The sequence below is a fragment of the Bradyrhizobium sp. LMTR 3 genome, from assembly GCF_001693485.1.
Classification (GTDB): Bacteria; Pseudomonadota; Alphaproteobacteria; order Rhizobiales; family Xanthobacteraceae; genus Bradyrhizobium.
In genome coordinates this window covers 66,738-92,234 of sequence record NZ_MAXC01000005.1, presented here as the reverse complement: position 1 = coordinate 92,234, position 25,497 = coordinate 66,738, and the positions used below count along the sequence as shown (strand labels likewise).

The following is a 25,497-nucleotide window of genomic DNA, read 5'->3' as shown; positions in this document are numbered from 1 at the left end:
CTCGTCAAGAAGGATGCCGGGCATGTTTCGGTCACTGGCTTGCGACCTGCGGCATCGTATTGAAGCGCGCCTTCTGCTCGTTGCTCAGCGTGGCATAGAACTCGTCCAATGCCGGCTGCACCAGCGCGGCTGCCTGCAGCATGGCCTCGAGCCGCTTCTCCATTGCCTCCAGCCGCCCGAGCGGTGTGAGCGGCACGTCGTCGGGGCAGGCGGCCTGCAACTTCTGAACCGCGTCGTTCGTCGCCTTGCTCAAGAGATCGAGCGCATCCTTCTGTTTGCCTGCCGGACGTATCACGGCCTCGATCCGCTCAATCGGTAGCCGAGTGAGGCTGGACTTCGGATCGCCGCAGGCCTCGGCTTGCGTATTCGCTTCCTGCGGCGGCTGCTGTTGCGAACGCTCGCCGACGTTCGGGCCGAGCGCGTTGAAGCGCGCCTTTTGCTCGTCATCCAGCGAATTGTAAAACCGCTCAAGCGCCGGACGCACGATCCTGACCGCGTCGAGCGTTGCCGTCACGCGGTTCGTCATCGCGCGCAGGCGACCGGGCGGCGTCATGGCAAAGGAGTCGGCGCAAGTATCCTTGAACACGTCGGCGGCCTTTGCTGCGGCGGCCTTCAGTTCGTCGAGCAGGGCGCGCTGCTCGGGCGTCGGCTGCACGGCGCGCACGATCGATGCAATCGGCCAGGCGGTCACGCCCTCATCCGGTTCTCTGCACACCTGCCGGAGCGTCTGCCGGCTCACGCTTGCGCGCTTGCCCGGTCGATAATCCGTGACCGCCGCCCCTGGCTCGGGATATCTGGCGTAGGCGGAATACGGGCTGTCCGTACCCCAAAACACCGTGTCGACGAAGTCGTCATAGGCATAGGCCCAATAGCCGGGGTCGTAGGCGTGGGGCCAGAACGTGTAATTGAAGATGTCGGAATAGGCGTAAGGCCAGAACACCGGGCCGAGCCATGCCACGAATGCGGCGCGATGGCCGCGCCGCCAGGCGTGGCGCGGAGCCCAGCGGTTCTCCCGGGCGGTCAGCGCCGCGCGGGCTTGCAGGGCATCATTGCTGCGGAACTGCGCGGAAAATCGCCCACGGGCCGCCGCCTGCATGGCCGCGGCGGAGGCGGATGGTTCAGCCGAGGGCTGAGGCCCTAGCCGCTGCAGGCGTGCCTGGTCACGTTCCTGGATGCGCTGCTCGCGCTGGAGCAGGCGATTTTGAGTCTGCAGCATTCTTTGCTGCTCGCGTTGCGCCCGGAGACCTTCCGGCTTCTGCGACTGCAACTGCTGGACACGCTGCTGCAAGCGATCGATGCGGCTCTGCCGCTCCGTGCTCTGGCGCGAAAGCATATCGCGCTGCCGCTCCTGCACGACTTGCCGCCGCTCTTGGATACGCTGCTCGCGCTGCTGGAGGCGCTGCTCGCGCTGTTGCGCACGCGTTTCGATCTGCTCCTGTCGCGACGGTCGGGCGCCCACAGCGGGCGATGTGCTCGGGCGCGATGGTGCGGCGATGCGCGGCTCGGGTCTCGTCACGGCCGGTCGCTGCGGCGGCGCTGCACGCTGGATCTCGGGTCGTGGTCCTGCAACGCGCGGTGTGACCGCTCGCGGCGGTGCGGCGATTTGCGGCGCCGCGCGCGGGGCCATTGCTGGACGCTGAGGCGGGGGAGCTGCACGGAACGCCGGCGCGGCGGGTCGCGCCATTGCCGGAGGTGCCGCGGGGCGGGCCATAGCCGGAGGTGCCGCTGGGCGGGCCATGGCTGGTGGTGCGGCGGGGCGGGCCATAGCGGGTGGTGGACCCGCCGGTCGGGCTGCGGGCGCCGCCCCGCCGCCTTGGCCAAGGCCTCTTCCTGGTTGGGCAGACGAGCCGGTGCTCACCGCCATCGCGGAGATACCGAGAAAAAATGCTGCGATGCGAGCGCCGCTCGAAAGCATGATCTCACTCCCTCGCTTCGTCGCCCAAGAGCATCAACGCGCAAGCGCAGGAATCGTTCGTCGCGGCTATGACTTACGTTGCGATTTTACGACGCAGGACCAATACAGTTCGCCTGCGCCTTAGGCTTGCTGCGTCACAAGTCCCTCATGGTGAGGAGCGCCAACGGGTCCGCGCATAGCGCGGCCCGATGACAGGCTCCGCGCGTCTCGAATCATGAGGCCCCGTCTGTGGCCTACACCCTTCGAGACGCCCGCTTCTCGCGGGCTCCTTCGGAATAAGCGCAAGTGCGCTTATTCCTGAGATGATGGGGATTGAGCAGCTATGACGCAGTAAGACTAGTTGACCGTGCAAGGCACGCTCAGAAATCCACGGAAGCGCACGCGGCCGCCGCGTACCGGTTCGCCGTCGAACGCATAATCCGGAAAGCGCGCGAGGAAACGCGAGATCGCGATGGCGCCCTCGAGCCGCGCCAACGTCATGCCGGCGCATTGATGCGCGCCGGTGCCGAAGGCCAGATGCCGGTTCGGCGTGCGGCCAATATCGAAACGTTCGGGATCGGCGAACTGGGCGGGGTCGCGGTTGGCGGCGCCGATGCACAGCGTCACCGGTGTGCCCGCCGGCATCGCGATGCCGCCGAGATCGAACGGCTCGACGGTCATGCGGTTGCCGAGCTGGTTGGAGCTCTCGAACCGCAGCATTTCCTCGATCGCGGTCTTGATCAGCTCGGGATTTTCAATCAGCCGGCGTTTCTCGCCTGGGTGGTTCAGTAACGCGACCAGCCCGTTGCCGATCAGGTTGGTGGTGGTCTCGTGGCCGGCATTGAGCAGGAAGATGCAATTGTGCAGCAGCTCCTTCTCGGTCAGCCGCTCGCCATTGTCTTCGCCCTGAATGAGCCGCGTCAGCACGTCGCGGTCGGGATTGCCGGGCTTGACCCGTCGCCGCGCCACCAGCCCTTCGAGGTACGCCAGGAAATCCTTCACCGCCTTGTTGCCGCGGGCGAAGGCGTCCGGGCCGATCACCGGCTCCAGCGCGCCGAGAATGGCCAGCGACCAGTCGCGCAAGGGATCGCGCTCGCTTTCCGGCACATCGAGCAGATTGCCGATCACTTCGATCGGAATCGCAGCAGCGAAATCGTCGATCAGGTCCACCTTGCCCTTGGCGGCGATGGCGTCGAGCAGACGGTCGACCAGCCGGACCAGGTCGGGCTCCATGCCGGCGATCGCGCGCGGCGAAAGTGCGCCCATGATCAGCCGGCGGACGCGGGTGTGGGCGGGGGGATCGTTGAACACGAGGCTCGTGGTGTGGTGCTCGTAGAGCAGGGAGTCGCCATACTTCGGCGAGAACTCCTTCTTCTTGTCGGACGAAAAGGCCTTGGTGTTCTTGTAGGCCGCGACCAGATCGTCGTAGCGGGTCAGGAAATACGACCCATTCGGCAACCGCTTGACCGGTTCGTTCTCGCGCAGCGCGCGATAGGTCGGGTAGGGGTTGGCATAGAACTCCGGCGTCAGCTTTTCGAGGTCGAATGTGGCCGCCAGTTCGCGCGCATCCAGATTCATGGCTCGCCGTACTCGTTGGGAAGACGGAAGGGTAAGCGGCCGTCAAATTAGTCGCATTTGCAACTATCTTAGACGCCGCGTTCAAAGCGTCAAGTCGGCGCAGCTTTCAGCCCCACGCCATCCAAGCGCCTTTATCCAAGCGCCTTGGGGTTGCGACCATTTCGGGATAAGTCTGCAACGCGAGAGCCCGATTTCCCGAAAAATCGTGGTCAAACAAAGCGATGAGGCTGTGTCTTTGACGCCACCCGGTAGCAGAATCCGCCTGGTGCGCTGCAATGTATCCTTGACTTCGTAAAGGTGAGTGATTACTCACGCCCCCATGTCTACCCTGCGCATGACCAGTGATTTGCGGCGGCAATTGATCTTGAGCGCCGCCAAGCGGTGCTTTGCCCGTCACGGCTTTGCCGGCACCACGACCAAGAGCGTGGCGGCGGCTGCGGCCATTTCGGAAGGGCTGTTGTTCAAGCATTTCCCGTCCAAGGCAGCGCTCTACGCCGAAATCCTCGCCGAGGAATGCGAGGCCGATCCGGATTTCGCGCACCTGCTCGGCCAGCAGCCTTCAACTGCCACACTAGTTGAGCTGGTCAAGAGCATGGTTGGCCATTTCATGGAGGTGTCGAACGGCTCGGATCAGGAGGAAGCGCAGCGGCTGCGGCTGATGACGACTAGCCACCTCGATGACGGCGAGTTCGCGCGTTTGCTCTACGACAAGATCGCCGGCCTGATCGGGCCGGTGTTCACCGCGTCGATCGAGCGCGCTGTAACGGCCGGCGACGCTGCGCGGATCGGCCGCGATCCGCTCAACCTGTTCTGGTTCGCGCATCACACCGTGCTGATGGCGGCGCTGACGAGGCTTCCGCCCGTGCCCTGTCTTTCCTACGGCAACGCCGCCGACCTGGAGCGGCAGTTGTGTCAATTCATCCTGCGCGGCATCGGACTTACCGAAGCCGCAATTGCTTCTCACCTGGACGGCGAGCTGTCACCGAATTCGGGACAATCGGTAACTGCAGAAAGTGCATGACATGAATATCGTGACCGAACACAAGATTTCGGGCAAACCGATAACGGAAAAGCCGCACAAGCGGCCGGTCCGAATGGTGCGGTGGCTCATCATCGTCGGAACGCTGCTGGCCTTGCTGGTTGGCGGCCTGGTCTGGTTCAACTACTTCCGCGGCAAGATGATCGCGCAGTTCTTCGCGACCATGAAGCCGCCGCCGACCAGCGTCAACATCGCCACGGCGAAGTCCGAAACGATTCCGAATCTTCTGACCGCGGTCGGCGATCTTGCCGCCGTGCACCAGGTCAACGTGACCTCCGACGTCAACGGCCGCATCACCGATATCCAGTTTACGGCGGGCGCCAGCGTGAAGGCAGGCATGCCGCTGGTGCAGTTGTTCGACGGTCCCGAGCAGGCGGACCTTGCCAACTACAAGGCGCAGCAGCGGTTGGCGCAGCTCTCGCTGGATCGCGCCAAGCAACTGGCCGAGCGTCAGGTCGGACCGCAGGCGACGGTGGATAACGCCCAGGCTGTGTTCGATCAGGCCAGCGCCGGCATCGCCAGGACCGAAGCGATCATTTCGCAGAAACTGGTGCGGGCGCCGTTCGATGGCGAACTCGGCGTTCGCAGGGTCGAAGTCGGACAATATCTGACTGCGGGGACGCAGATCGTCTCGCTGACCGATCTGTCGATGCTGTATGCGAACTTCACCGTGACGGAGAAGGACTCCGGCCAGCTCAAGGTCGGCCAGATCGTTCGGATCGCGGTCGACGCCTATCCGGGCCGCACCTTCGAGGGCAAGATCACCACCATCGAGCCGCAGATCGTCGCGGACACGCGCAACATTCGCGTGCAGGCGACGATCCAGAATCCGGACAAGATCCTCAAGCCCGGCATGTTCGCGACCACCACCGTGGTGCTGCCGGACAAGCCGCCGGTCGTCACCGTGCCCGAAACCGCGGTCGACTACACGCTCTATGGCGACTCGGTCTACCTCCTCAGTGAAAAGAAGGAGGAGGACGGCAAGACCAGCCTGATCGCGACGCGCACGTTCGTGCAGACCGGAAAGCGCATCGAGGGCCGCGCCGAAGTCCTGAAGGGCTTGAAGGAGGGCGACCGCGTCGTGGCGGTGGGCCAGCTCAAGCTGCAGTCCGGAGCTGCCGTGACGATTTCGAACGATCCGGTGCCGGCGATTCCGGCGAAGCCGCCGCGCTACTGATACATGATGCGGCTCCCTTGAGGAGCCGCGGCGAAAGAAAGATGGGCGGCGGTCCTATGGCTCGGCCGCGCCCCGGAAATGCTGAACCCAGCGGGATGATTTTGCGATGGCCTTCACCGATATTTTCATCAAGCGTCCGGTCCTGTCGGTCGTCGTCAGCCTGCTGATCCTCCTGATCGGTCTGCGCGCCGCCAGCGTATTGCCGATCCGGCAATACCCGAAGCTGTCGAATACGGTGGTCAACATCACCACCTCGTATCCGGGCGCGTCGGCCAACCTGATTCAAGGCTTCATCACCACGCCGATCGAGCAGGCGGTCGCTTCCGCCGAGGGCGTCGACTACATCACTTCCTCGTCGGTGCAGGGCACCAGCACGATTCAGGTCTACGTCAAGCTGAATTTCGACCCGAACCAGGCGCTGACCGAGGTTCTCGCCAAGGTAAACTCGGTCAAATATCTGATCCCGAAGGAATCGAACGACCCGGTCATAACCAAGACGACTGGCCAAACCACGGCCGTGATGTATCTGGGCTTCTCCAGCGAAGAACTCTCGGGGTCGGCGATTTCAGACTATCTGACACGCGTGGTGCAGCCGGTGCTGTCGACGGTCGATGGGGTGGCGTCGGCCGACATTCTCGGCGGCCAGACCTTTGCGATGCGGCTGTGGCTCGATCCAATACGAATGGCGGGCCGCGGCGTGTCGCCGAGCGACGTTTCCGCGGCGATCGCCGCCAACAACTTCCAGGCAGCAGCCGGTCAGTCCAAGGGCTATTTCATCGTCTCGAACGTCCAGACTAATACCGACCTGCGGAACCTCGAGCAGTTCAAGAAGATGATCGTCAAGTCCAAGGACGGCGGCTTCGTGCGGATCGAGGATATCGCAACCGTCGAGCTTGCGGCGCAAAGCTCGGACGCAAGCGTCGCGTTCAGCGGCGAGCGCGCGATCTTCATCGGCGTGCAGGCGACCCCGCAAGGCAACCCGCTGACGCTGGTCAAGGGCGTGCGCGCGTTGATGCCGGAGATCGAACGCAACCTGCCGCCGTCGATGAAAATGAAAGTGGCCTACGATTCGACCAAGTTCATTCAGTCGTCGATCGACGAGGTGCAGAACACGCTGATCGAGGCAGTGCTGATCGTGGTGGTCGTGATCTTCCTGTTCCTGGCCTCGTTCCGCTCGGTCATCATTCCAGTGGTGACGATTCCGCTGTCGCTGATCGGCGTCTGCAGCCTGATGCTGATGATGGGATTCAGCTTCAATCTTCTGACGCTGCTGGCGATGGTGCTGGCGATCGGGCTCGTGGTCGACGACGCCATCGTGGTGGTGGAGAACATCCATCGCCATCTGGAGGAAGGAAAAACGCCGGTCCAGGCGTCGCTGCAAGGCGCGCGCGAAATCGTAGGCCCCGTGATCTCGATGACGATTACGCTGGCCGCCGTGTACGCGCCGATCGGCTTCCTCGGCGGCCTGACCGGCTCGCTGTTCCGCGAATTCGCCTTCACGCTGGCGGGCTCGGTTATCGTGTCGGGCGTGATCGCGTTGACGCTGTCGCCGATGATGTGCTCGGTCCTCCTGAAGAGCGCGGACGAGGGGCGGTTCTCGAGGCTGGTCAACAGGGTGTTCGGCTCAATGACACGCTGGTACGGTCGCCAGCTCGACCGCTCGCTCGACTATCGCCCGATCACCGGCTTGTTCGCGCTGACGATCCTGGGTCTGGTCGGTTTCCTCTACATGAACACCTCCAAGGAGCTCGCGCCCGAGGAGGACCAGGGCATCGTGTTCTCGGTGACCAAGGCGCCGAAATACGCCAACATCGATTATGTCGACTTCTACGGCGACAAGCTCGACAAGGCTTTTGCCAAGTTTCCGGAAACGGACCTGCGCTTCGTCCTCAACGGCATCAACGGCCCGCAGGGCGGCATTGCCGGCATGCTGCTCAAGCCGTGGGACGAGCGTGAGCGATCCTCGATCGCGCTGAAGCCGCTGGTGCAGGCGGAGATCAGCAAGATCGAAGGCGTCCAGGCGTTTGCGTTCAACCTGCCGCCGTTGCCGGGCGGACCGGGTGGCCTGCCGATACAGATGGTGATCAATTCGACCGCCGGCTTCCAGGCCGTCTATGATCAGATGGCGAAGCTGAAGGACGCGGCGCGCAAGAGCGGTATGTTCATCGTCTCCGACAGCGACCTCGAATTCAATCAGCCGGTGGTTCGTGTCTCGATCGACCGCTCCAAGGCGAGCGACCTCGGCATCAACATGTCGCAGGTTGGCGCTACCTTGCAGACGCTGTTGGGCGGCAATTACGTCAACCGCTTCAACCTCGAGGGACGCTCGTATCAGGTGATCCCGCAGGTGTCGCGCGACAAGCGGCTGTCGCCGGAATCGCTTGGCGGTTACTACGTCCCGACCAACACCGGGCAGCTAGTGCCGCTGTCGACCATCGTGTCGATCGAAACCGCCACCGATCCGAATGCGCTGACGCATTACAACCAGCTCAATTCAGCGACGTTCTCCGCGGTGCCGATGCCGGGCGTGACGGTGGGGCAGGCGGTGGATTTCCTGGAGGGCGAAGCGAAGAAGATGCCTGCCGGCTTTGGCCATGATTACCTGGCCGACTCCCGGCAATATGTGCAGGAAGGCAATCAACTCGCGATCACCTTCGGCTTCGCGCTGATCATCATCTTCCTGGTGCTGGCCGCGCAGTTCGAAAGCCTGCGCGATCCGCTGGTGATCATGATCAGCGTTCCCATGGCGATCGTCGGCGCCTTGATCCCGCTGTTCTTCGGCGTAGCGACGATCAACATTTACACCCAGGTCGGGTTGCTGACGCTGGTCGGCCTGATCACCAAGCACGGCATTCTGATGGTGGAGTTCGCCAACGAGCTGCAGCTCAAGGAAGGCCTCGATAAGCGTTCGGCCATCGAAATGGCTGCCCGCATCCGGCTGCGTCCGATCCTGATGACGACGGCGGCGATGGTCACCGGTCTGATCCCGTTGCTGACCGCCACGGGCGCGGGCGCTGCCAGCCGGTTCTCGATCGGTCTCGTGGTGGTAGCCGGCATGTCGATCGGCACGCTGTTTACGCTGTTCGTGCTGCCGGCGGTCTATGTCTGGTTGGCCACCGATCACCAGGCCAAGGCCGGCTCCAAGCGGACCAAGGAGATCGCGGATTTCGATCTTGGGTCCGCGCTCAAGCCGACCTGAGCCTTTGTAACCGCAGAATAGCAAGCGGCGGCAGCGGGAAATCGTTGCCGCCGCTTTTTCATGCCGGGAGGTGCGACGCCGGTGTGTCTCCATGCTAAAAGATAGAAAAAGCAGGGAGCCAACATGACGAGCGACTTTCCCGCCGGTAATTACCGCTTCATTCCCGCCGTGTTCCAGTATTCGGGAGGTGTCGCAGCCAATCCCGGATTTGAGATCGAGCGGGTGCGCTTCGACAAATGGCTGCCGCTGGCCGAAGGCTTTGCGCGGATCGCAAGGTACATCGAGGCGGCGGGCAGGCCGCTGACCTCGTTCTGCGCCTGCGAATTGCGCTCGCCGGCGGCATTCACCGACGAGGGGTTCCGCAATTTCAACCTGCACTATGTCCAGACGCTCAGCGAATGGGGCGTCTATGACGGCACGACCAATCCGGTGGCACGCAGCAATGTCTGTCCGGAGATCGATCCTCCGGCCGAACCGTCATTCTACGCCTTTTCGTTCACGCGGCCGAGCCAAAACACGGCGCCGAGCTTCGTGATCGCGGGCAGCGGCGAGTCGCAAGAGGGCAATGCGAGCTATGCCGAACGCACCGTGCGTTACCGCGACGTCAGCCCCGAGGGTATTGCGGAGAAGGTCCGCTACGTCGCCGGCGTGATGGAGCGGCGCATGGGCGAGTTCGGGTTCGGCTGGAAAGACGCGACCGATGTGCAGACCTACACCATCCACGATTTCCACCACGTCTTTGCCGATGCGCTGGTTCGCCGCGGCGCCGCGCGTTCGGGTTTGACCTGGCATTTCGCCCGGCCGCCGGTGATCGATCTGGAATATGAGATGGATTGCCGAAGGGTGCTGCGGGAAGTGGTGATCTAGTTTCCGAACGGTCCCCTCATCCTGAGGAGCCGCGAAGCGGCGTCTCGAAGGATGTGGCCCCACTCTCGGCCTCATGGTTCTCCCGGCGATGCGAAGCATCGTCCGAAGACGCGCGCGAGCGCGCTCCTCACCATGAGGGTCTTAACTACCTCTCCCTCGGATCGAGCGCATCGCGCAGGCCGTCGCCAACCAGGTTGAACGACAGGACCACGAGAAATATCGCCAGTCCCGGCCAGACCGCCATCCACGGCGCATTGGTCAGGAAGCGCTGTGCGGCATTCAGCATGCTGCCCCAGGATGGTGCGGGCGGTTGCTGGCCGAGGCCGAGAAACGACAGCGCGGCTTCGGCGATGATGGCAGCCGCTATCGACAGCGTCGCCTGCACCAACAGCGCCGGCATGATGTTCGGCAGGATGTGAAACAGCGCGATACGCCAGCGCGGATTGCCCATGGCGCGCGCGGCCTCGACATAATCCTCGACCTTGACGCTCATCACCTGGCCGCGGGTCAGCCGCACGAAGATCGGCGTTGCCGAGATGCCGATCGCGATCATGGCGTTGCCGAGGCTTGGCCCCAAGAATGCCGCGAGCGCAATCGCCAGGATCAGGAACGGGCAGGCCAGCATCGCATCCGTGATGCGGCTGATCAGGGCATCGATGAAGCCGCCGCGATAGCCCGACAACAGGCCGAGCGGCACGCCGATCGACAACGCGATGCCGACCGAGATGGCGCCGGCCAGAAGCGAAGCCCGCGCTCCGTAGATCACGCGGGCGAGAATATCGCGGCCGAGCTCGTCGGTGCCGAACCAGTGCAGCGCCGACGGCGGCTTGCGCACCAGCGACCAGCTCGTCGCGATCGGTTCATAAGGCGAGATCAGCGGAGCAAACAGCGCGAGCAACATGAAGGTTGCGATCACGACAAGCCCGGCCACCGCGCCCTTGCGCTTGAACAGCCGGCGCAATGCGCGCCGCGCCGGGCTCTCCAGCTCGTCGGAAACAGCAATCGGTAATGCATTGAGCGTGGTGTCGGCCATGGCTTCAGGCCCTCAGCCGCGGATTGACGAGGACATAGGCGATGTCGGCAATGAGATTGAGCGTGATGTAGATCGTCGCCGTGGTCAGCACGACGCCTTGCACGACCGCATAGTCGCGGTTGAATACCGCATCGACGATCAGCTTGCCGAAACCGGGGATCGAGAAGATCTGCTCCGTCAACACCGCGCCCGACAACAGCGTGCCCAGCTCGAGCGCGCCGAGCGTGATCACCGGCGTCAGGGCGTTGCGCATGGCGTGCTTGAGAATGACCGAGCGCTCGAGAAGCCCCTTGGCGCGGGCGGTGCGGACGTAATCGCTTTCCAGCACTTGCAGCATGGCGCTGCGGGTGTGCCGCATCAGGATCGCAGCGATCGCGTTGCCGAGCACGAAGGCCGGCATGATGGTGGAGGCGATGCTGGCGCGCCAGTTTTCGGTCAGCGGCACATAGCCCGATGCCGGCAGCCAGCCGAGCTGGATCGAGAACAGGAAGATCAGCATGATGCCGAGCCAGAAATTCGGCGTCGAGATCCCCCACAGCGCAAAGAAATTGGCGCCATAGTCCCAGGCCGTGCCTTTCTTGACAGCCGATATGATTCCGGCCGGAATCCCGATCAGGAAAGCGATCACGATCGCCATCGACGCAAGCTGCATCGTCACCGGCAGCTTCTGAGCGATCAATTCGCGCACCGGCACCTTGTTGCGAAGCGACTCGCCGAAATCGCCCGACAGCACGCCCTTGACCCAGTAGACATATTGCACCGGCACCGGCTGATCGAGCCGGTACTGCTCGCGGATCTGCGCGATCACATCAGGATCGCGTTCCTCGCCGGCCATCACCAGCGCCGGATCGCCCGGTAGCAATTGCTGCAGCGAGAAGATCAGGATCGAGACGAAGAACAGCGTCGGGATGAGCTGGACGATCCGCCGCGCGAGGAAGTTCAGCATGGTGTCATCCGCGGCTGCGAGAATTAAGTGAGAAAAAAAGCTCTCGCCGCGCCGTTCCCTCCCCCCTTGCGGGGGAGAGACAGGGAGAGGGGTAACCCAACGGGATTCTGAGTTCGTGGCACCCCCCACCCCAACCCTCCCCCGCAAGGGGGGAGGGAGAGGACAGAGCGTGCCTGCGCATCGCGCTCACTTCAGCTTCAGCCCGACCACCCGCACCAGCCCGTCCGGCATCTGCTTGTAGCCTTCGAGCTTCGTCGTATGCGCGATCAGGATGCGGCGATGGTAGATGTAGAGCAGCGGCTTCTCCTCCAGCACGATCTTGGCCAGCTTTTCGTAGATCGCCTTGCGCTGCGCCTGATCGGTGACGAGGCGGCCGTCGTCGAGCGCCTTGTCGGCCTCCTTGTCGGACCAGCCGCTGTAATTTTGCGGCGCGCCGCTCTTCTGGAAGACGTAGGAATTGCCGTCCGGGTCGATCCGACCGCTCCAGGCCAGCATGAAAGCCTGGTACTCACCGGCTTCGGCCTGCTTCAGCGAGGTCGCAAATTCCGTGACCCTGATCTTCATGTCGAAGCCAGATTCGGAGGCCATCGATTGCACTACCTGTGCGACCGCTTCGGTCTCCGCACCCTTGGGCACCATGAGGTCGACGCTGACTGGCAGCGCGACGCCGGCTTCGTTCAGCAGCGCCCTGGCCTTCGCGACGTCGCGCCCGCGAAGCGGAAAGGCCTTCTGGTAATAGGGATGATCCGGATTGACCCATTGATTGCCCGGTTTGAACTCGCCGTTGAACACCACCTGGTTGATGGCTTCACGATCGAGCGAGAGATCGAGCGCCTGGCGCACCTTGGCGGACTGGCTGAGTGGTCCCTTGGCCTTATCCTTGCCGATGTTGAGCGTAATGCCCTGATAGCCGAGTTCGATTGCCGTCGAAAGTTTTAGCCGTGAATCGGTCCGAACGTCCTTGATGTCAGTGGCAAGCACGCGCTCGATCAGGTCGAGCCCGCCGGATTTGAGGTTGGCGAGGCGAACCGTGGCGTCCACGATTGGCAGGAACACGATGCGGTCGATGAACACATTGTCCTTGTTCCAGTAATCGGCAAACTTCTCGAACACCATGCGGTCCTGCTGAACGCGCTCGACGAATTTGTACGGCCCGGCGCAGACCGGACGGAGTCCGAACTTGTCGCCGGCTTCCTTGGCGGCTTTCGGCGAGACCATCATGCCGGCGCGATCGGTGAGCTGCGCGATCAGTGGTGAGAACGGCGCCTTCAGCCCAAGTTTGATCGTGAGGGGATCAACCACCTCGACACGATCGACGCTCGCCAGCTCCGGCTTGCGGAACGAGCCCTGCATGGTGAGGTGACGCTCGATCGAATATTTGGCGGCTTCGGCGTCCAGCGACTCGCCGTCGTGAAACTTGACGCCGGGCCGGAGCTTGATGGTGACTTCCTTGCCGTCGGCCGAGGTCTCGTGGCTCAGCGCGAGCTGCGGCACGATATTGAGCTTCTCGTCGATGTCGAACAGCTTGTCGCAGAACGATGCGAACACGATGCGGCCGACGTAAGTGCGCGCCATGGTCGGGTCGAGGATATCGGGGTCCTCGGCGAGCCCGATCCGCAGCGTGGTCTGGGCCTGAACGGTTGCCGGAAGCGACAGCAGTAGTGCCGCCGCGGTGACTGCCAAACGAAAGATTTTCATGCTGCCATCCCCTTATCCACGATTACACCGCACTTGGCCGTGTTCCTGATGCATCAACCCCGACGCGACTTGCACCTTCCGTGCCACCGCTGAAGGCGGCGACCAATTTTTCCAGCACCGGCGAAAATCCGCCATCGGCGGGAACGATGGCCCCGGGTGACGGCAATTCGGCCGTGCGGTGACACGCCGTGGCGTGTCCCGTGCCGTCGGCGAGCAGGGGCGGAATTTCGGTGCGGCAGCGCTCGATGACATAAGGGCAGCGGGTATGAAAGCGGCAGCCGGAAGGCGGATTGAGCGCGCTCGGCATCTCGCCTTCCAGCACGATGCGGCCGCGCCGGGCCTGCGGTTTGGGTACGGGAATCGCCGACAATAGCGCGCGGCTATAGGGATGCCGGGGCGCGGCGAACAGCGCTTCGGCGTCCGCCGTTTCGACGATACCGCCGAGGTTCATCACCGCGACGCGGTCGGCGATGTGCTTCACGACCGCCAGATCGTGCGAGACGAAGATGTAGGCGAGGCCGAGCCGGTCCTGCAGGTCGCGCAGCAGATTGAGGATTTGCGAGCGGATCGAAACGTCGAGCGCGGAGACCGGCTCGTCGCAGATGATCAGTTTCGGCTCTACCGCCAGCGCCCGTGCAATCGCGAGGCGCTGGCGCTGGCCGCCGGAAAATTCGTGCGGGTAGCGGCGGGCAAAGCGCGGCTCGAGCCCGACCAGCCGCAGCAGCTCGTCGACCCGTTCGCGGCGGCGCGGGGCCGGCACGAGATCGTGCAGCGCCAGCGGCTCGCTCAGAATCTGGCCCACCGTCATGCGCGGGTTGAGCGACGCATAGGGGTCCTGAAAAATGATCTGCGCATCGCGGCGGAAGGCGCGCAATTCGTTGGCGCCGAGCGCGCCGAGGTCGCGGCCCTCGAAGCGAACGTTGCCCGCATCCGGCTCGATCAGCCGCAGCACCAGCCGGCTGACGGTGGACTTGCCGCAACCGGACTCGCCGACCAACGCCAGCGTCTTGCCGGCCTCGACCGTGAAGCTGATGCCGTCGACTGCCTTTACGTAGGCCGTGGGCCGGCCGAATACCGACCGCGTGGCGACGAAATGCTTTACCAACCGGTCGACTTCGAGCAGCGCGGTCATCGCAGGCACCTTCCGTGTCCCGGGCGCGGCGCAGCGCCTCTTGGCGGTGCGCTGCAGAACCGGGACCCATGTCGCGTGGGACCACAGGTGGGCCCCGGTTCAGCAGTGCATCGCTGCGCTTCGCTTGCGCTGCACTGCGCCCGGGGCGCGAGAGCGGAGAGCGGCGCGATCATGATACCAGCCGCTCCAGCGGCGCGCGGATGCAGCGCGAGGCGTGGTCGGGACTGACCATCGCAAGCGACGGCGGCGCGGCGATGCAGGCGTCGAGCACGAACGGACAGCGCGCGGCGAAGCGGCAGCCGGCTGGCGGGTTCGTCATGTTCGGCACCATGCCCTCGATCGTCGCCAGGTGCTCAGTACGGCGGCCGAGCCGCGGGATCGAGCCGAGCAGGCCGACGGTGTAGGGATGCTGCGGGCTGGCAAAGAGTTCGTCGACCGGTGCGCGTTCGACGATCTCGCCGGCATACATCACCGCAACCTCGTCGCAGACTTCGGCGACCACGCCGAGATCGTGCGTGATCAGGATGATCGCGGCGCCGCTGGCGGCCTTCAGCTCGCGCATCAGATCGAGAATCTGCGCCTGCAACGTGACGTCGAGCGCGGTGGTCGGCTCGTCCGCGATCAAAAGGCGCGGGTCGCAGGCCAGCGCCATCGCGATCATCACACGCTGGCGCATGCCGCCGGACAGCTTGTGCGGATATTCGTCGACACGTTTCTCGGGCGAGGGGATGTGCACCCGCCGTAGCAGCTCGATCGCGCGCTCGCGCGCCTGCCGCCGCGACCCGCCGCGATGGCGCAGGATGGTCTCGATGATCTGGTCGCCGATGGTGAAGCTCGGATTGAGCGAAGTCATCGGTTCCTGAAAGATCATCGCGAGCCGATTGCCGCGCAGATCGCGCAGCGTATCGTCGGGAATGTCGAGGAGATCAAAACCGTCGAAACGGATCGAACCCGACACTTCAGCGGAACGCCTCGGCAATAATCCCATGACGGCGAGCGAGGTCACGCTCTTGCCGCAGCCGGATTCGCCGACGAGGCCAAGCGTCGCGCCAGTGGCCACGCTGAGATCGACGCCGTCGACCGCGTGCGTGGTGCGGCCATCATCGCCATGGAAGACCACGCGCAGGCCCTCGATTTCGATCAGCGGGTTTGCCGTCATGCCTTGCCCGTCGTCGCGGCTTCGATGCGGGCATCGATGACCGTGCGGTCGGTGATCCCCGCCGGATTCTTCCGCGTCGGCAGGAACGGGCGGAAATGCACCCAGCGCTCGCGGCTCACCTGTTCGAGACGTTCAAGTTCGGCCAACGGATCTGTATGGTCGTCGACACGCAGGTCGAGATCTGACCATTCTTCCTCGCCATGGATCAACAGCGCCGCCGATTGCTTGCCGCGCTTGTCGCCGCCGGCGGCTTCGCCGGCCTTCATCGCCACGATCAGCCGCTGCGCAAAGGGCAGGCTGGCATTGGCGACAAAGGTTTTCGCCGTGTCATCGAGCACGGCGGCGCCCGCCAGCATGTTGCCGGCAAGCGAAAAGCCGTCACCCTGGATATGCCCACACCAGTCGATGCATTCGCGCCCCGTATGCGCTGCGATGCGGCCCTTGATATCCATGACATGAAGTTGGCGGGCCTCGTGTCCATCGTCGGTAACGAGCAGAATGTCCACCACCTCGCGGGGGCTGCGGCCTTCGCGCAACAGCTTCACGCCGTCGATACCGTAGTAGGGATTGACCAGCGCCTGCGTCGCGATGCCTCCAACACCCGGGGCGATATGCGGCACGCGTGCGCCGACCGCAAAAAATCGGGTCGCGACCGCGATGCCGATCTGGCCGGTTGAGGATTCACGGGCAATGATCGACCAGGTCATCTCAAGTCGCCTCTACCGGCCCGCCGCGTAGCCCTGCATGCCCCTCGGATTGGCGGCGGCGCGGCGGCGACGACCGACCTTGGAGGCCGCGGTGAGGCGGCCTTCCGACCATTCGGGACCGACCTCGACGACATGGCCGCGGCTCTTCAGCGTGTCGATAGTCGCGTTCGGTACGCGGCTTTCGAGCACGAGCACGCCGGGCCGCGCGGTACGCGGCCAGAACGAAATCGGAAAATGCTCGGAGTGCCAGGCCGGCGCGTCGATCGCTTCCTGCAGGTTCAGTTTGGCGTGGACATGCCGCAGGAAGAACTGCGTGGTCCATTGATCCTGCTGGTCGCCGCCGGGCGATCCCCAGGCCATGTACGGCTCGCCGTCGCGCAGCGCCATGGTGGGCGAGAGCGTGGTGCGCGGGCGCTTGCCGGGCGCAAGTGCCGCCGGGTGATCTTCCTCCAGCCAGAACATCTGCGCGCGGCTGCCAAGGCAGAAGCCGAGTTCGGGAATGACCGGCGAGGATTGCAGCCAGCCGCCGGACGGCGTCGCCGAGACCATATTGCCGGCCTGGTCGATGATGTCGAAATGCACGGTGTCGCCGCGCACCTCGCCGAACCGGCCGACGGTCGGCTCGCCCGCGCCCATGGCACCGACCGCCTCGCGATGGCCTTCCGCACGGCGCAGCTTGACGACCGAGCCGAAACCTTCGACCGATCCCGGGATGAAATCGAGCGAGGCCTTATCCCCAGAGATCAGCTTGCGGCGCTCGTCATTGTAGGCGTCCGACAACAGCGTCGCGATCGGGATGTCGGTAAATTTCGGGTCGCCATAAAACTTCTCGCGATCGGCGAAGGCGAGTTTCGCGCATTCGATCTGCAGATGGATGAAGTCGGGCCCGGCGGGGTCGAGCCCGTCGAGCTCAAACCCCTTGAGCAGCGCGAGTTGCTGCAGCATCACCGGGCCCTGGCTCCAGACGCCGGGCTTGCAGACGGTATAGCGACCATAGTCGTAAGTGAGCGGCGCCTCGACGGTCGGCTGCCAGCGTGCCAAGTCGTCGGCGCTCAGCACGCCGCGATGTGGTGAGCCGCTGACGTCCATCACTTCCTGGGTGCGGCAGAACTTGTCGATCGCTTCCGCCACGAAACCCTGCGACCATGACTTTCGCGCGCGCTCGATCTGTGCGACGCGATCGCCGCCCGCGCTTTCCGCTTCTTTAAGGATGCGGGCGTAGGTTTCGGAGAGCTGCTTGTTGGTGAACAGCGTGCCGGGTCTCGGTACTTCGTTGTTTGGCAGGTAGACCGCCGCCGATGTCGTCCAGTGCTTCCTGAACAATTGCTCGACGACCTGGATCGTTGCGGAAGCGCGCTCGACCAGCGGATAGCCGTCGCGGGCGTAGGCAATCGCCGGCTCCAGCACGTCGCGCAGCCGCATCGTGCCGTAGTCACGCAGCAGCAGCATCCAGGATTCGAACGTGCCGGGCACGCAGGCGGCGAGAAGGCCGGTGCCGGGCACCATTTCCAGGCCTTCGCTCTTGTAATGCGCGATGGTCGCCTTCGCAGGCGCCGGACCCTGGCCGCAGATCACCTCGGTGCGGCCGCGCCTGGTGTCATGCACGATGATCGGCACGTCGCCGCCCGGGCCGTTCAGGTGCGGCTCCACCACCTGCAGCGTGAAGGCCGTGGCAACGCCGGCATCGAATGCGTTGCCGCCCTTTTCCAGGATGCTCATCCCGACGGCGGTCGCGATCCAGTGGGTCGAGGTGACGACGCCGAAGGTGCCTTCGATTTCCGGCCTTGTGGTGAACGGATCGGGATTGATGTTGCTCATGGGAATCCAATGCCGGCTGGGTATCGCGGTGCGCGCGCACTTGACCACAGGCGAGGCTGGATGCCAACTACTGGGATGCCACGCATTGCACCCATCTCCGTGATCATACCAAAGCGGCAGCCTCAACCGGTTGGTTGACGGCGTGGCAGGCAACCCCGTTGATCAGCTCGGGCGTTTGCCGCCGGCACAGATCGAAGGCGAGCGGACAGCGCGGGTTGAAGGCGCAGCCGGGTGGCGGGTCGATCGGATTTGGAATTTCGCCCTTGACCGGAATCCGCTGGCGGCCGCACATCGCGAGGTCAGGAACCGCGCCGAGCAGCATTTTGGTGTAGGGCATCCGCGGATTGGCGAACAATTCGCGGCCCTCGGCGATTTCAACAATGCGACCGAGATACATCACGCCGATGCGCGTCGCCATGTGGCGGACCACGGCGAGGTTATGGCTGATGAGGAGATAGGTGAGGCCGAATTTGTCCTGCAGGTCGCGCATCAGATTGAGGATCTGCGCCTGCACCGAGACGTCGAGCGCCGAGGTCGGCTCGTCGCAAACGATGAATTCGGCATCTGACGCAAGCGCGCGCGCAATCGCGATGCGCTGGCGCTGGCCGCCGGAGAATTCATGCGGATATTTCAGGCCGTCGTCGGGATGCAGGCCCACGAGATTCAACAATTCGCCGACGCGCAGGCGGATATCGCGCTCGCCCTGGATCAGGTCGAAGGCGCGGATCGGCTCGGAGACGATGGCATCGACCCGGAAGCGGGGATTGAGGCTCGCGTAGGGGTCCTGAAAAATCATCTGGATCCGGCGGCGCAGCCGCTGCCGTGCCTGCGCCTGCCTGGCATTCGTCATCGAGACGCCGTCGATGATGACTTCGCCCGAAGTCGGCGGCAGAAGTCCCACGACCATCCGTGCCACGGTGGTCTTTCCCGAGCCGGATTCCCCGACGAGAGCAAAAGTCTCGCCCTTCCTGATGTCGAACGTCACGCCATCGACGGCTTTCAGGAATTCCGGACGGCCGCCTTCCAGCACGCGGTTGAGCCACGGCTTCGAGACGTCGAACACGCGGCGCAAATTCCTCACATCGACAAAGGGCGGGCTCATGCCACGGTCTCCTTCGCCGCTTCATGGGGCGCGGTGTCGAAGAGATGGCAGGCCACGGCGTGCGAACCGTGCTTGAGTGGCTCCGGCCGATCGACGCGGCAACGGTCGAATGCAAAGGCGCAACGCGGATTGAACGAGCAGCCTGGCGGGATCGCCGACAGCCGCGGCATCGAGCCGGGAATTTGCACCAGCCGCTTGTCTTCGCCCGCGAGTGTCGGGATCGCGCCCATCAGGCCCTTGGCGTAGGGGTGCAGCGGGTTCTGCACCACATCCTGCACCGGGCCGATCTCGGCGATCCGGCCCGAATACATCACTGCGACCCGGTCGGAGGTCTCGGCGATCACGCCCATATCGTGGGTGACCAGCATCACCGCCGTGCCGTGGTCGCGCCCGAGACGCTTGATCAGCGAGATGATCTGCGCCTGCACGGAGACGTCCAGCGCGGTGGTCGGCTCGTCGGCGATAATCAGTTCCGGCTCAGCGCAGATCGCCAGCGCAATCACGACACGCTGGCGCATGCCGCCGGAGAATTCGTGCGGATAGGCGTCGATGCGTTTGTCCGGTGCGGGGATGCCGACCTCGGCCAAGAGATCGATGGCGCGCTTGCGCGCAGCGGTCTCCGACAGGTTCATGTGGGTTCGAATCGTCTCGACGATTTGGTCGCCGATCCGGTAGAGCGGATTGAGGCTTGTCAGCGGATCCTGAAAGATCATCCCGATCCGTTTGCCCCGGATACGGCGGATTTCTTCCGGCGGCAGGTGATCGATCCGCGTTCCCGACAGATAGATCTCGCCGCCCGAAATGCGGCCGGGAGGATCGATCAGCCCGATCACGGCCAGTCCCGTGACCGATTTGCCAGCGCCGGATTCGCCGACCACGCCGAGCACTTCGCCCTTGGCGATGTCGAAGGAAACGCCGTTGATCGCGCGCAGCGCGCTGCGGCGGGTGAGGAATTCCACCTCGAGGTTACGCACGGAGAGGACGGGAACGGTCATCGGAGTTTCGGATTGAGCGCGTCGCGCAGCCAGTCGCCGAGCAGGTTGATGGAAAGGATCAGCCCCGCCAGCGCGATGCCGGGGAAGGCGACGATCCACCATTCGCCGGCGAACAGATAGTTGTTGCCGATCCGGATCAGCGTGCCGAGCGAGGGCATGGTGTCGGGCATGCCGGCGCCCAGGAACGACAGCGTCGCCTCGGTGATGATGGCGAGCGCGAGGTTGATGGTCGCAATCACGAGAATCGGGCCCATGGTGTTGGGCAGCACGTGGCGCAGCATGATCTTGGGGGCGGGAAGGCCGATCAGTTGCGCGGCCGCGACATAGTCCTTGTTCTTCTCGACCATGACCGAGCCGCGCACGGTGCGGGCGTATTGCACCCAAAAACTCAGGCCGATCGCAACGACCAAGACTGCCAGCGTGCTCCCGGCGTCGAGCCGGTTGTTGAACACCGATTTGGCGACGCCGTTGACCAATAGCGCGATCAGGATGGCCGGGAAGGTGAGCTGCACGTCGGCGATGCGCATGATCAGGCCATCGACCGCGCCGCCGACATAGCCTGCAATGAGGCCAAGCGTAATGCCAAGCGTGCCGGCGAAGATAACGCCGAGCACGCCGACGACGAGCGAAATCCGCAAGCCGTAGAGGATCGCAGAAAACACGTCACGGCCCTGTTCATCGGTGCCGAGCAGGAACGGGCTCTGGCCTTCGGCGGTCCACAGCGGCGAGATCCGCGAATTCATCAATTGCAGTTGCGCCGGATCGAACGGGTTCTGCACCGCCAGTTGCGATGCAAAGATCGCCAGCAGGAAGAACAGGACCGTTACCCCCGCCGCCACCATCGTCATCCGGGAGCGGCGGAACGAGTAGAAGATGTCGCTGTCGAGCGCGCGCTTCAGCCAGCTCGCGTTCGAGCGTGCCCGCTGCGGGCTCGACTCTATTCGGTGTGGTACTACGGCGTCAGACATATCAGTCTCGCTCATGCCGGACGGCGGATGGTCGAGCGCAGGCGCGGATCGACGACGGTGTAGAGGATATCGACCACCAGATTGATGGTAACGAAGATCAGCGACACCATCAGCAGGTAGGCGGCCATGATCGGGATATCGACATTTTGCACGGCCTGTACGAACAACAATCCCATGCCCGGCCACTGGAAGACGGTTTCGGTGATGATGGCAAATGCAATTACCGAGCCAAACTGCAAGCCGGCGACGGTAATGACGGGAACCAGCGTGTTCTTCAGCGCGTGGCCGAAGTGGATCGCGCGCGTGGTCAGGCCGCGGGCGCGGGCGAAGCGGATGTAGTCGGTGCGGAGCACTTCGAGCATTTCAGCGCGCACCAGTCGCATGATCAGGGTCATCTGGAACAGGCCCAGCGTAATCGATGGCATGATCAGCGCCTTCAGGCCGGAAAGCGTGAGCAGGCCGGTGGTCCACCAGCCGATCCGCACCACGTCGCCGCGGCCGAATGAAGGCAGCCAGCCCAGCGTCACCGAGAACAGATAGATCAGAAGGATGCCGATCAGGAAGGTCGGCAGCGAGATTCCGATCAGCGACACCGCCTGGAAGAACTTTGTCAGAATCGTATCGCGCCGCAGCGCCGAATAGACCCCCATCAGGATGCCGAACACCATGGCGAGAACGGTGGCGCAGGCGGCAAGCTCCAGCGTCGCCGGCATGCGTTCCATCAACAGGTTCGCAACCGGCTGACGGAACTGATAGGAGACCCCGAACTTGAATTGCGCGGCATTGGCGAAATAGCGTGCGAACTGCACCGGCACGGGATCGTCGAGCCCGAGCGACTTGCGGACCGCCTCGCGTTCGGCGGCCGGCGTGTCCAATGAGACGATCTGGTTGACGGGATCGCCGGCGAAACGGAACATCGAGAACGCAATGACGCCGACCGCGATCATGACGCCGATGGCCTGGATAGCGCGGCGAAGAGTGAAAGCGAGCATGTATTCCTTTCACTGCTCTCTTGGTGCGGCGTGGTGCGGCGGCGGACGTCGCTGTCGCCTGGAAACGAAAAGTCCCGGAAGCCGCTAGAGCCACCGGGACCCGTGTTGACGCCTGATTAGTCCTGTTTGGTCGCCCAGTACAGCAGGACCTGGTTGTCGGCGCGCTGGCTCAGTTTCACTTTCTTCGACACGCCCCAGGCCAGCGCCTGCTGGTGCAGCGGGATGTATCCAAAGTCCTTTGCGCCGATTTCGTACGCTTGCTTGATCAGAAGGTCGCGCTTGGCCATGTCGGATTCCTGCAGCACCTTGTCGGCGAGCTCGTCGAGCTTCTTGTTGCAGTAGCCGCCAAGATTGGCCTCGCCGCGGCTCGATTTTGGATCGTCGCGGCAGCCCATGATGTCATACAGGACGTTGTGGGAGTCGAGCGTGCCGGGTGTCCAGCCGAGCAGATAGAACGAAGTCTGGTAACCGCCGGGCTTCAGCACCTTGGCGAAATATTGCGCCTTGGGCTGCGCCAAGAGCGTTACCTTGACGCCGATGCGGGCGAGCATGCCGACGACCGCCTGACAGATCGCGGCGTCGTTGACATAGCGGTCGTTGGGGCAGTCCATCGTAACTTCGAAGCCGTCGGGATAGCCGGCTTCGGTGAGAAGCTTCTTGGCGCCGTCGGGATCGAGTTTCGGACGGGTAAAGTCGCCGGACAATTTGAACAATTGCGGCGCGATCATCAGCGCCGAAGGCGTCGACAGCCCGCGCATGACGCGGGTCTTGATCAGTTCGACATCGACGGCCTTGAAGAAGGCCTCACGCACCTTGATGTCCTTGAACGGATTCTTGCCCTTGATGTTGGAGTAGAGCAGTTCGTCACGCACCTGATCCATGCCGAGGAAGATGGTGCGGAGTTCCGGTCCCTTCAGTACCTGGGCGTTGGGGCTGGAATCGACACGCGTGATATCCTGGATCGGAACTGGCTCGATGACATCGACTTCGCCCGAGAGCAGCGCGGCGACGCGCGTGGCGTCTGAGCCGATCGGGGTGAAGATGATTTCCTTGAGATTATGCTCGGGCTTGCGCCACCAGTTCGGATTGGCCTTGTACACGGTCTTGACGCCGGGCTGATGGCTCTCGACGGTGAAGGGGCCGGTGCCGTTGGCATTGAGCGAGGCAAAGCTCGGCGTGGTGGCGGCAGCAGGCGTCGGTTCGACGGCGTTGTTCGTCTCGGCCCACTTCTTGTTCATGATGTACCAGGTATCCCATTGCGAATTGAGAATGGGATTAGGCGAGGTCAGGATGAAATCCACCGTGTGGTCGTCGATCTTGACGACCTTGGCGTCGGCGGGAATACGGGTCTGCAGGTTTGAGCCCTTCTTGCGAACACGATCCGCCGAAAAGACGACATCGTCTGCGGTGAACGGGTCGCCATTGTGGAATTTCACGCCCTTGCGCAGATGGAACCGCCAGCGGGTCGGCTCCGGGGTCTCCCAGCTTTCCGCCAGCGCCGGGATGATCTTCAGGTCCTTGTCGCGAGCGGTAAGGCCTTCGAAGACATGTGCGAGATGCGCGTGGGTGGTGCTCTCGTTGAGCGTGTGCGGGTCGAGCGACTTGAGGTCACCCTGATTGGCATAGCGCAGGCTTTGGGCCGATGCCGGCGCCATTGCCACGGCAAGGATGGAAGCCGTGGCCGCTGCAAGCAAAGTCTGACGTACCGACATTTGTTCGATTTCCCCGCTTTTGATCAGCAATTTCCGCCGGATATTGCCGAGCCAATTTGCCAGAGTCCAGCCGCCGCGCAAGCATCATTATCCCGCAGTGCGTGCCGGTTTGCGCGGCGGTGCGGCAAAGTCTAGGTTGCACCTTAAAAGGTGCGCAGGAGCACGTGACATTAAACTTTTGGAGTGCCGGATGGCGGAACTGAAGGCCGACGTTCTCGTCCTGGGTGCGGGCATGGTCGGTGTCTGCGCCGCTTTGCACCTGCAAAAACGCGGCCGGAACGTGGTTCTGATCGACCGCCATGATACAGCCGGCGAGGAAACCAGTTACGGCAATGGCGGGCTGATCGAATGCGCTTCGGTCTTTCCCTATATGTTTCCGCGGGACGTGAGCCAGATCCTGCGCTACGCGTTTCTTCGCGCGCCGCACGTGCGTTATCATTTCAGGGATTTGCCGATCTTCCTGCCGTGGCTGACCCGGTATTTTCTCGCCTCTTCACCGGAGCGTGCACTGCACAGCGCAATGGCCGAACTGCCGCTGATCCAGCGCAGTCTGATCGAGCATGAGGCGCTGATTGCGGAAGCCAATGTGCCGGAGCTGTTGCGGCGGACCGGCTGGATCAAGCTGTTTCGTTCCGAGAGGACCCTTGCGGATGCGGTGCAGGACCTCAAGCGCGCAGGCCAGCACGGCGTCGTCGGCGAGGTGCTGGATCGGCCTGCGATATCAGCGCGCGAGCCGCATCTGACCGGCGATTTCAGCGGTGCGATCCATTTTCCCGCGCCGGGATTTGTGCCCGATCCCGGTGGGCTGGCCAAGGCCTATGCGGCGCTGTTCGGCCGCAAGGGCGGGCGCTATCTTGTCGGCGACGCCCGAACGCTCGAACAGTCCGGCGGACGGTGGCGGGTGGCGACGCTAGAAGGCACCATTACGGCGCGCGAAGTGGTGGTGGCGATGGGGCCGTGGTCCGACCAGATCCTCGCGCCACTCGGCTATTCGATCCCGCTTCAGGTCAAGCGTGGTTACCATTTGCATCTCAAGCCGCGCGGCAACGCGGTCTTGAACCATCCCGTGCTGGACACCGATCTCGGCTATCTCCTGGCGCCGATGAACCGCGGCATTCGGCTCACGACCGGCGCCGAGTTCGCCCACCGCGATGCACCACCAACGCCGATCCAGGTCGAGCGGGCCCTGCCGCGGGCGCACAGACTGTTCCCGCTCGGCGAACCGGTCGACACCAAGCCCTGGATGGGTGCGCGGCCCTGCCTGCCGGATATGCTGCCGGTCATCGGCAAGGCTCCCCGCCATGGCGGGCTATGGTTCGATTTCGGCCACCAGCACCACGGCCTGACGCTCGGACCCGCGACCGGCCGCCTGCTGGCCGAAATGATGACCGGCGACACGCCGTTTGCCGATGTCAGGCCGTTTGCCATCGAACGCTTTGGTTGACCATATCGGGAGTTGACCATATCGGGAATTGAGGGGG

General features: G+C 63.7%; 19 protein-coding genes. 5 read left to right on the top strand and 14 right to left on the bottom strand.

Annotated elements, in window-relative coordinates; genetic code table 11:
- Positions 1 to 31: 31 nt before the first annotated feature.
- Together LMTR3_RS05750 and LMTR3_RS05745 are read right to left on the bottom strand one after the other, a co-directional pair.
- Positions 32 to 1,516 (bottom strand): Spy/CpxP family protein refolding chaperone, encoded by a 1,485-nt coding sequence (locus LMTR3_RS05750; protein ID WP_245319771.1) that lies wholly within the window; start codon positions 1,514 to 1,516, stop codon positions 32 to 34.
- Positions 1,517 to 2,251: 735 nt separating this feature from the next.
- Entirely contained in the window at positions 2,252 to 3,472 is a 1,221-nt protein-coding gene (locus tag LMTR3_RS05745) for a cytochrome P450 (RefSeq protein ID WP_065744121.1), read from the bottom strand.
- 319 nt (positions 3,473 to 3,791) lie between these two features.
- On the opposite strand from LMTR3_RS05745, the gene LMTR3_RS05740 reads away from it, so the two are divergent.
- The 4 genes from LMTR3_RS05740 (at position 3,792) to cnbZ (ending at position 9,754) form a co-directional block, all read left to right on the top strand.
- Positions 3,792 to 4,493, top strand: coding sequence for a TetR/AcrR family transcriptional regulator (locus LMTR3_RS05740; RefSeq protein ID WP_065744120.1), 702 nt, complete (start codon positions 3,792 to 3,794; stop codon positions 4,491 to 4,493).
- Position 4,494: 1 nt separating this feature from the next.
- Entirely contained in the window at positions 4,495 to 5,688 is a 1,194-nt protein-coding gene (locus tag LMTR3_RS05735) for an efflux RND transporter periplasmic adaptor subunit (protein ID WP_065744119.1), read from the top strand.
- Between the two features lie 106 nt (positions 5,689 to 5,794).
- A complete protein-coding gene (locus LMTR3_RS05730) occupies positions 5,795 to 8,887 on the top strand; it encodes a MexW/MexI family multidrug efflux RND transporter permease subunit (RefSeq protein ID WP_065744118.1) in 3,093 nt (1,030 codons plus the stop codon).
- 123 nt (positions 8,888 to 9,010) lie between these two features.
- Entirely contained in the window at positions 9,011 to 9,754 is a 744-nt protein-coding gene (cnbZ, locus tag LMTR3_RS05725; protein WP_065744117.1) for a 2-amino-5-chloromuconate deaminase CnbZ, read from the top strand.
- A gap of 145 nt (positions 9,755 to 9,899) precedes the next feature.
- On the opposite strand, the gene LMTR3_RS05720 is transcribed toward cnbZ, so the two are convergent.
- The 12 genes from LMTR3_RS05720 to LMTR3_RS05665 all read right to left on the bottom strand — a co-directional run bounded on the left by LMTR3_RS05720 (position 9,900) and on the right by LMTR3_RS05665 (position 24,016).
- The gene (locus tag LMTR3_RS05720; protein ID WP_065744116.1) at positions 9,900 to 10,787 is read right to left on the bottom strand and encodes an ABC transporter permease; all 888 of its coding nucleotides are present in this window, start codon (positions 10,785 to 10,787) and stop codon (positions 9,900 to 9,902) included.
- Positions 10,788 to 10,791: 4 nt separating this feature from the next.
- The gene (locus tag LMTR3_RS05715) at positions 10,792 to 11,733 is read right to left on the bottom strand and encodes an ABC transporter permease (protein ID WP_028350083.1); all 942 of its coding nucleotides are present in this window, start codon (positions 11,731 to 11,733) and stop codon (positions 10,792 to 10,794) included.
- A gap of 186 nt (positions 11,734 to 11,919) precedes the next feature.
- The gene (locus LMTR3_RS05710; protein WP_065744115.1) at positions 11,920 to 13,431 is read right to left on the bottom strand and encodes an ABC transporter substrate-binding protein; all 1,512 of its coding nucleotides are present in this window, start codon (positions 13,429 to 13,431) and stop codon (positions 11,920 to 11,922) included.
- Positions 13,432 to 13,453: 22 nt separating this feature from the next.
- A complete protein-coding gene (locus LMTR3_RS05705) occupies positions 13,454 to 14,563 on the bottom strand; it encodes an ABC transporter ATP-binding protein (protein WP_065744114.1) in 1,110 nt (369 codons plus the stop codon).
- Between the two features lie 169 nt (positions 14,564 to 14,732).
- Positions 14,733 to 15,722: an ABC transporter ATP-binding protein gene (locus LMTR3_RS05700; protein ID WP_065744113.1), complete on the bottom strand. Its 990-nt coding sequence runs from the start codon at positions 15,720 to 15,722 to the stop codon at positions 14,733 to 14,735.
- A complete protein-coding gene (locus LMTR3_RS05695) occupies positions 15,719 to 16,429 on the bottom strand; it encodes a DUF1028 domain-containing protein (RefSeq protein ID WP_065744112.1) in 711 nt (236 codons plus the stop codon). The genes LMTR3_RS05700 and LMTR3_RS05695 overlap by 4 nt, the downstream gene beginning before the upstream one ends.
- Before the next feature lie 12 nt (positions 16,430 to 16,441).
- Entirely contained in the window at positions 16,442 to 18,247 is a 1,806-nt protein-coding gene (locus tag LMTR3_RS05690; protein WP_065744111.1) for a gamma-glutamyltransferase family protein, read from the bottom strand.
- Positions 18,248 to 18,350: 103 nt separating this feature from the next.
- Positions 18,351 to 19,349 (bottom strand): ABC transporter ATP-binding protein, encoded by a 999-nt coding sequence (locus LMTR3_RS05685; protein ID WP_065744110.1) that lies wholly within the window; start codon positions 19,347 to 19,349, stop codon positions 18,351 to 18,353.
- On the bottom strand, positions 19,346 to 20,344 hold the full coding sequence (locus LMTR3_RS05680; protein WP_065744109.1) for an ABC transporter ATP-binding protein: 999 nt from the start codon (positions 20,342 to 20,344) through the stop codon (positions 19,346 to 19,348). Before LMTR3_RS05680 ends, LMTR3_RS05685 begins: the two co-directional genes overlap by 4 nt.
- Positions 20,341 to 21,312, bottom strand: coding sequence for an ABC transporter permease (locus tag LMTR3_RS05675; protein WP_065744174.1), 972 nt, complete (start codon positions 21,310 to 21,312; stop codon positions 20,341 to 20,343). The genes LMTR3_RS05680 and LMTR3_RS05675 overlap by 4 nt, the downstream gene beginning before the upstream one ends.
- Positions 21,313 to 21,323: 11 nt before the next feature.
- Positions 21,324 to 22,304 (bottom strand): ABC transporter permease, encoded by a 981-nt coding sequence (locus LMTR3_RS05670; RefSeq protein WP_065744108.1) that lies wholly within the window; start codon positions 22,302 to 22,304, stop codon positions 21,324 to 21,326.
- A 116-nt stretch (positions 22,305 to 22,420) separates the two neighbouring features.
- On the bottom strand, positions 22,421 to 24,016 hold the full coding sequence (locus LMTR3_RS05665; RefSeq protein ID WP_065744173.1) for an ABC transporter substrate-binding protein: 1,596 nt from the start codon (positions 24,014 to 24,016) through the stop codon (positions 22,421 to 22,423).
- A 190-nt stretch (positions 24,017 to 24,206) separates the two neighbouring features.
- On the opposite strand from LMTR3_RS05665, the gene LMTR3_RS05660 reads away from it, so the two are divergent.
- A complete protein-coding gene (locus tag LMTR3_RS05660) occupies positions 24,207 to 25,460 on the top strand; it encodes an NAD(P)/FAD-dependent oxidoreductase (protein WP_065744107.1) in 1,254 nt (417 codons plus the stop codon).
- The last annotated feature ends 37 nt before the right edge of the window (positions 25,461 to 25,497 follow it).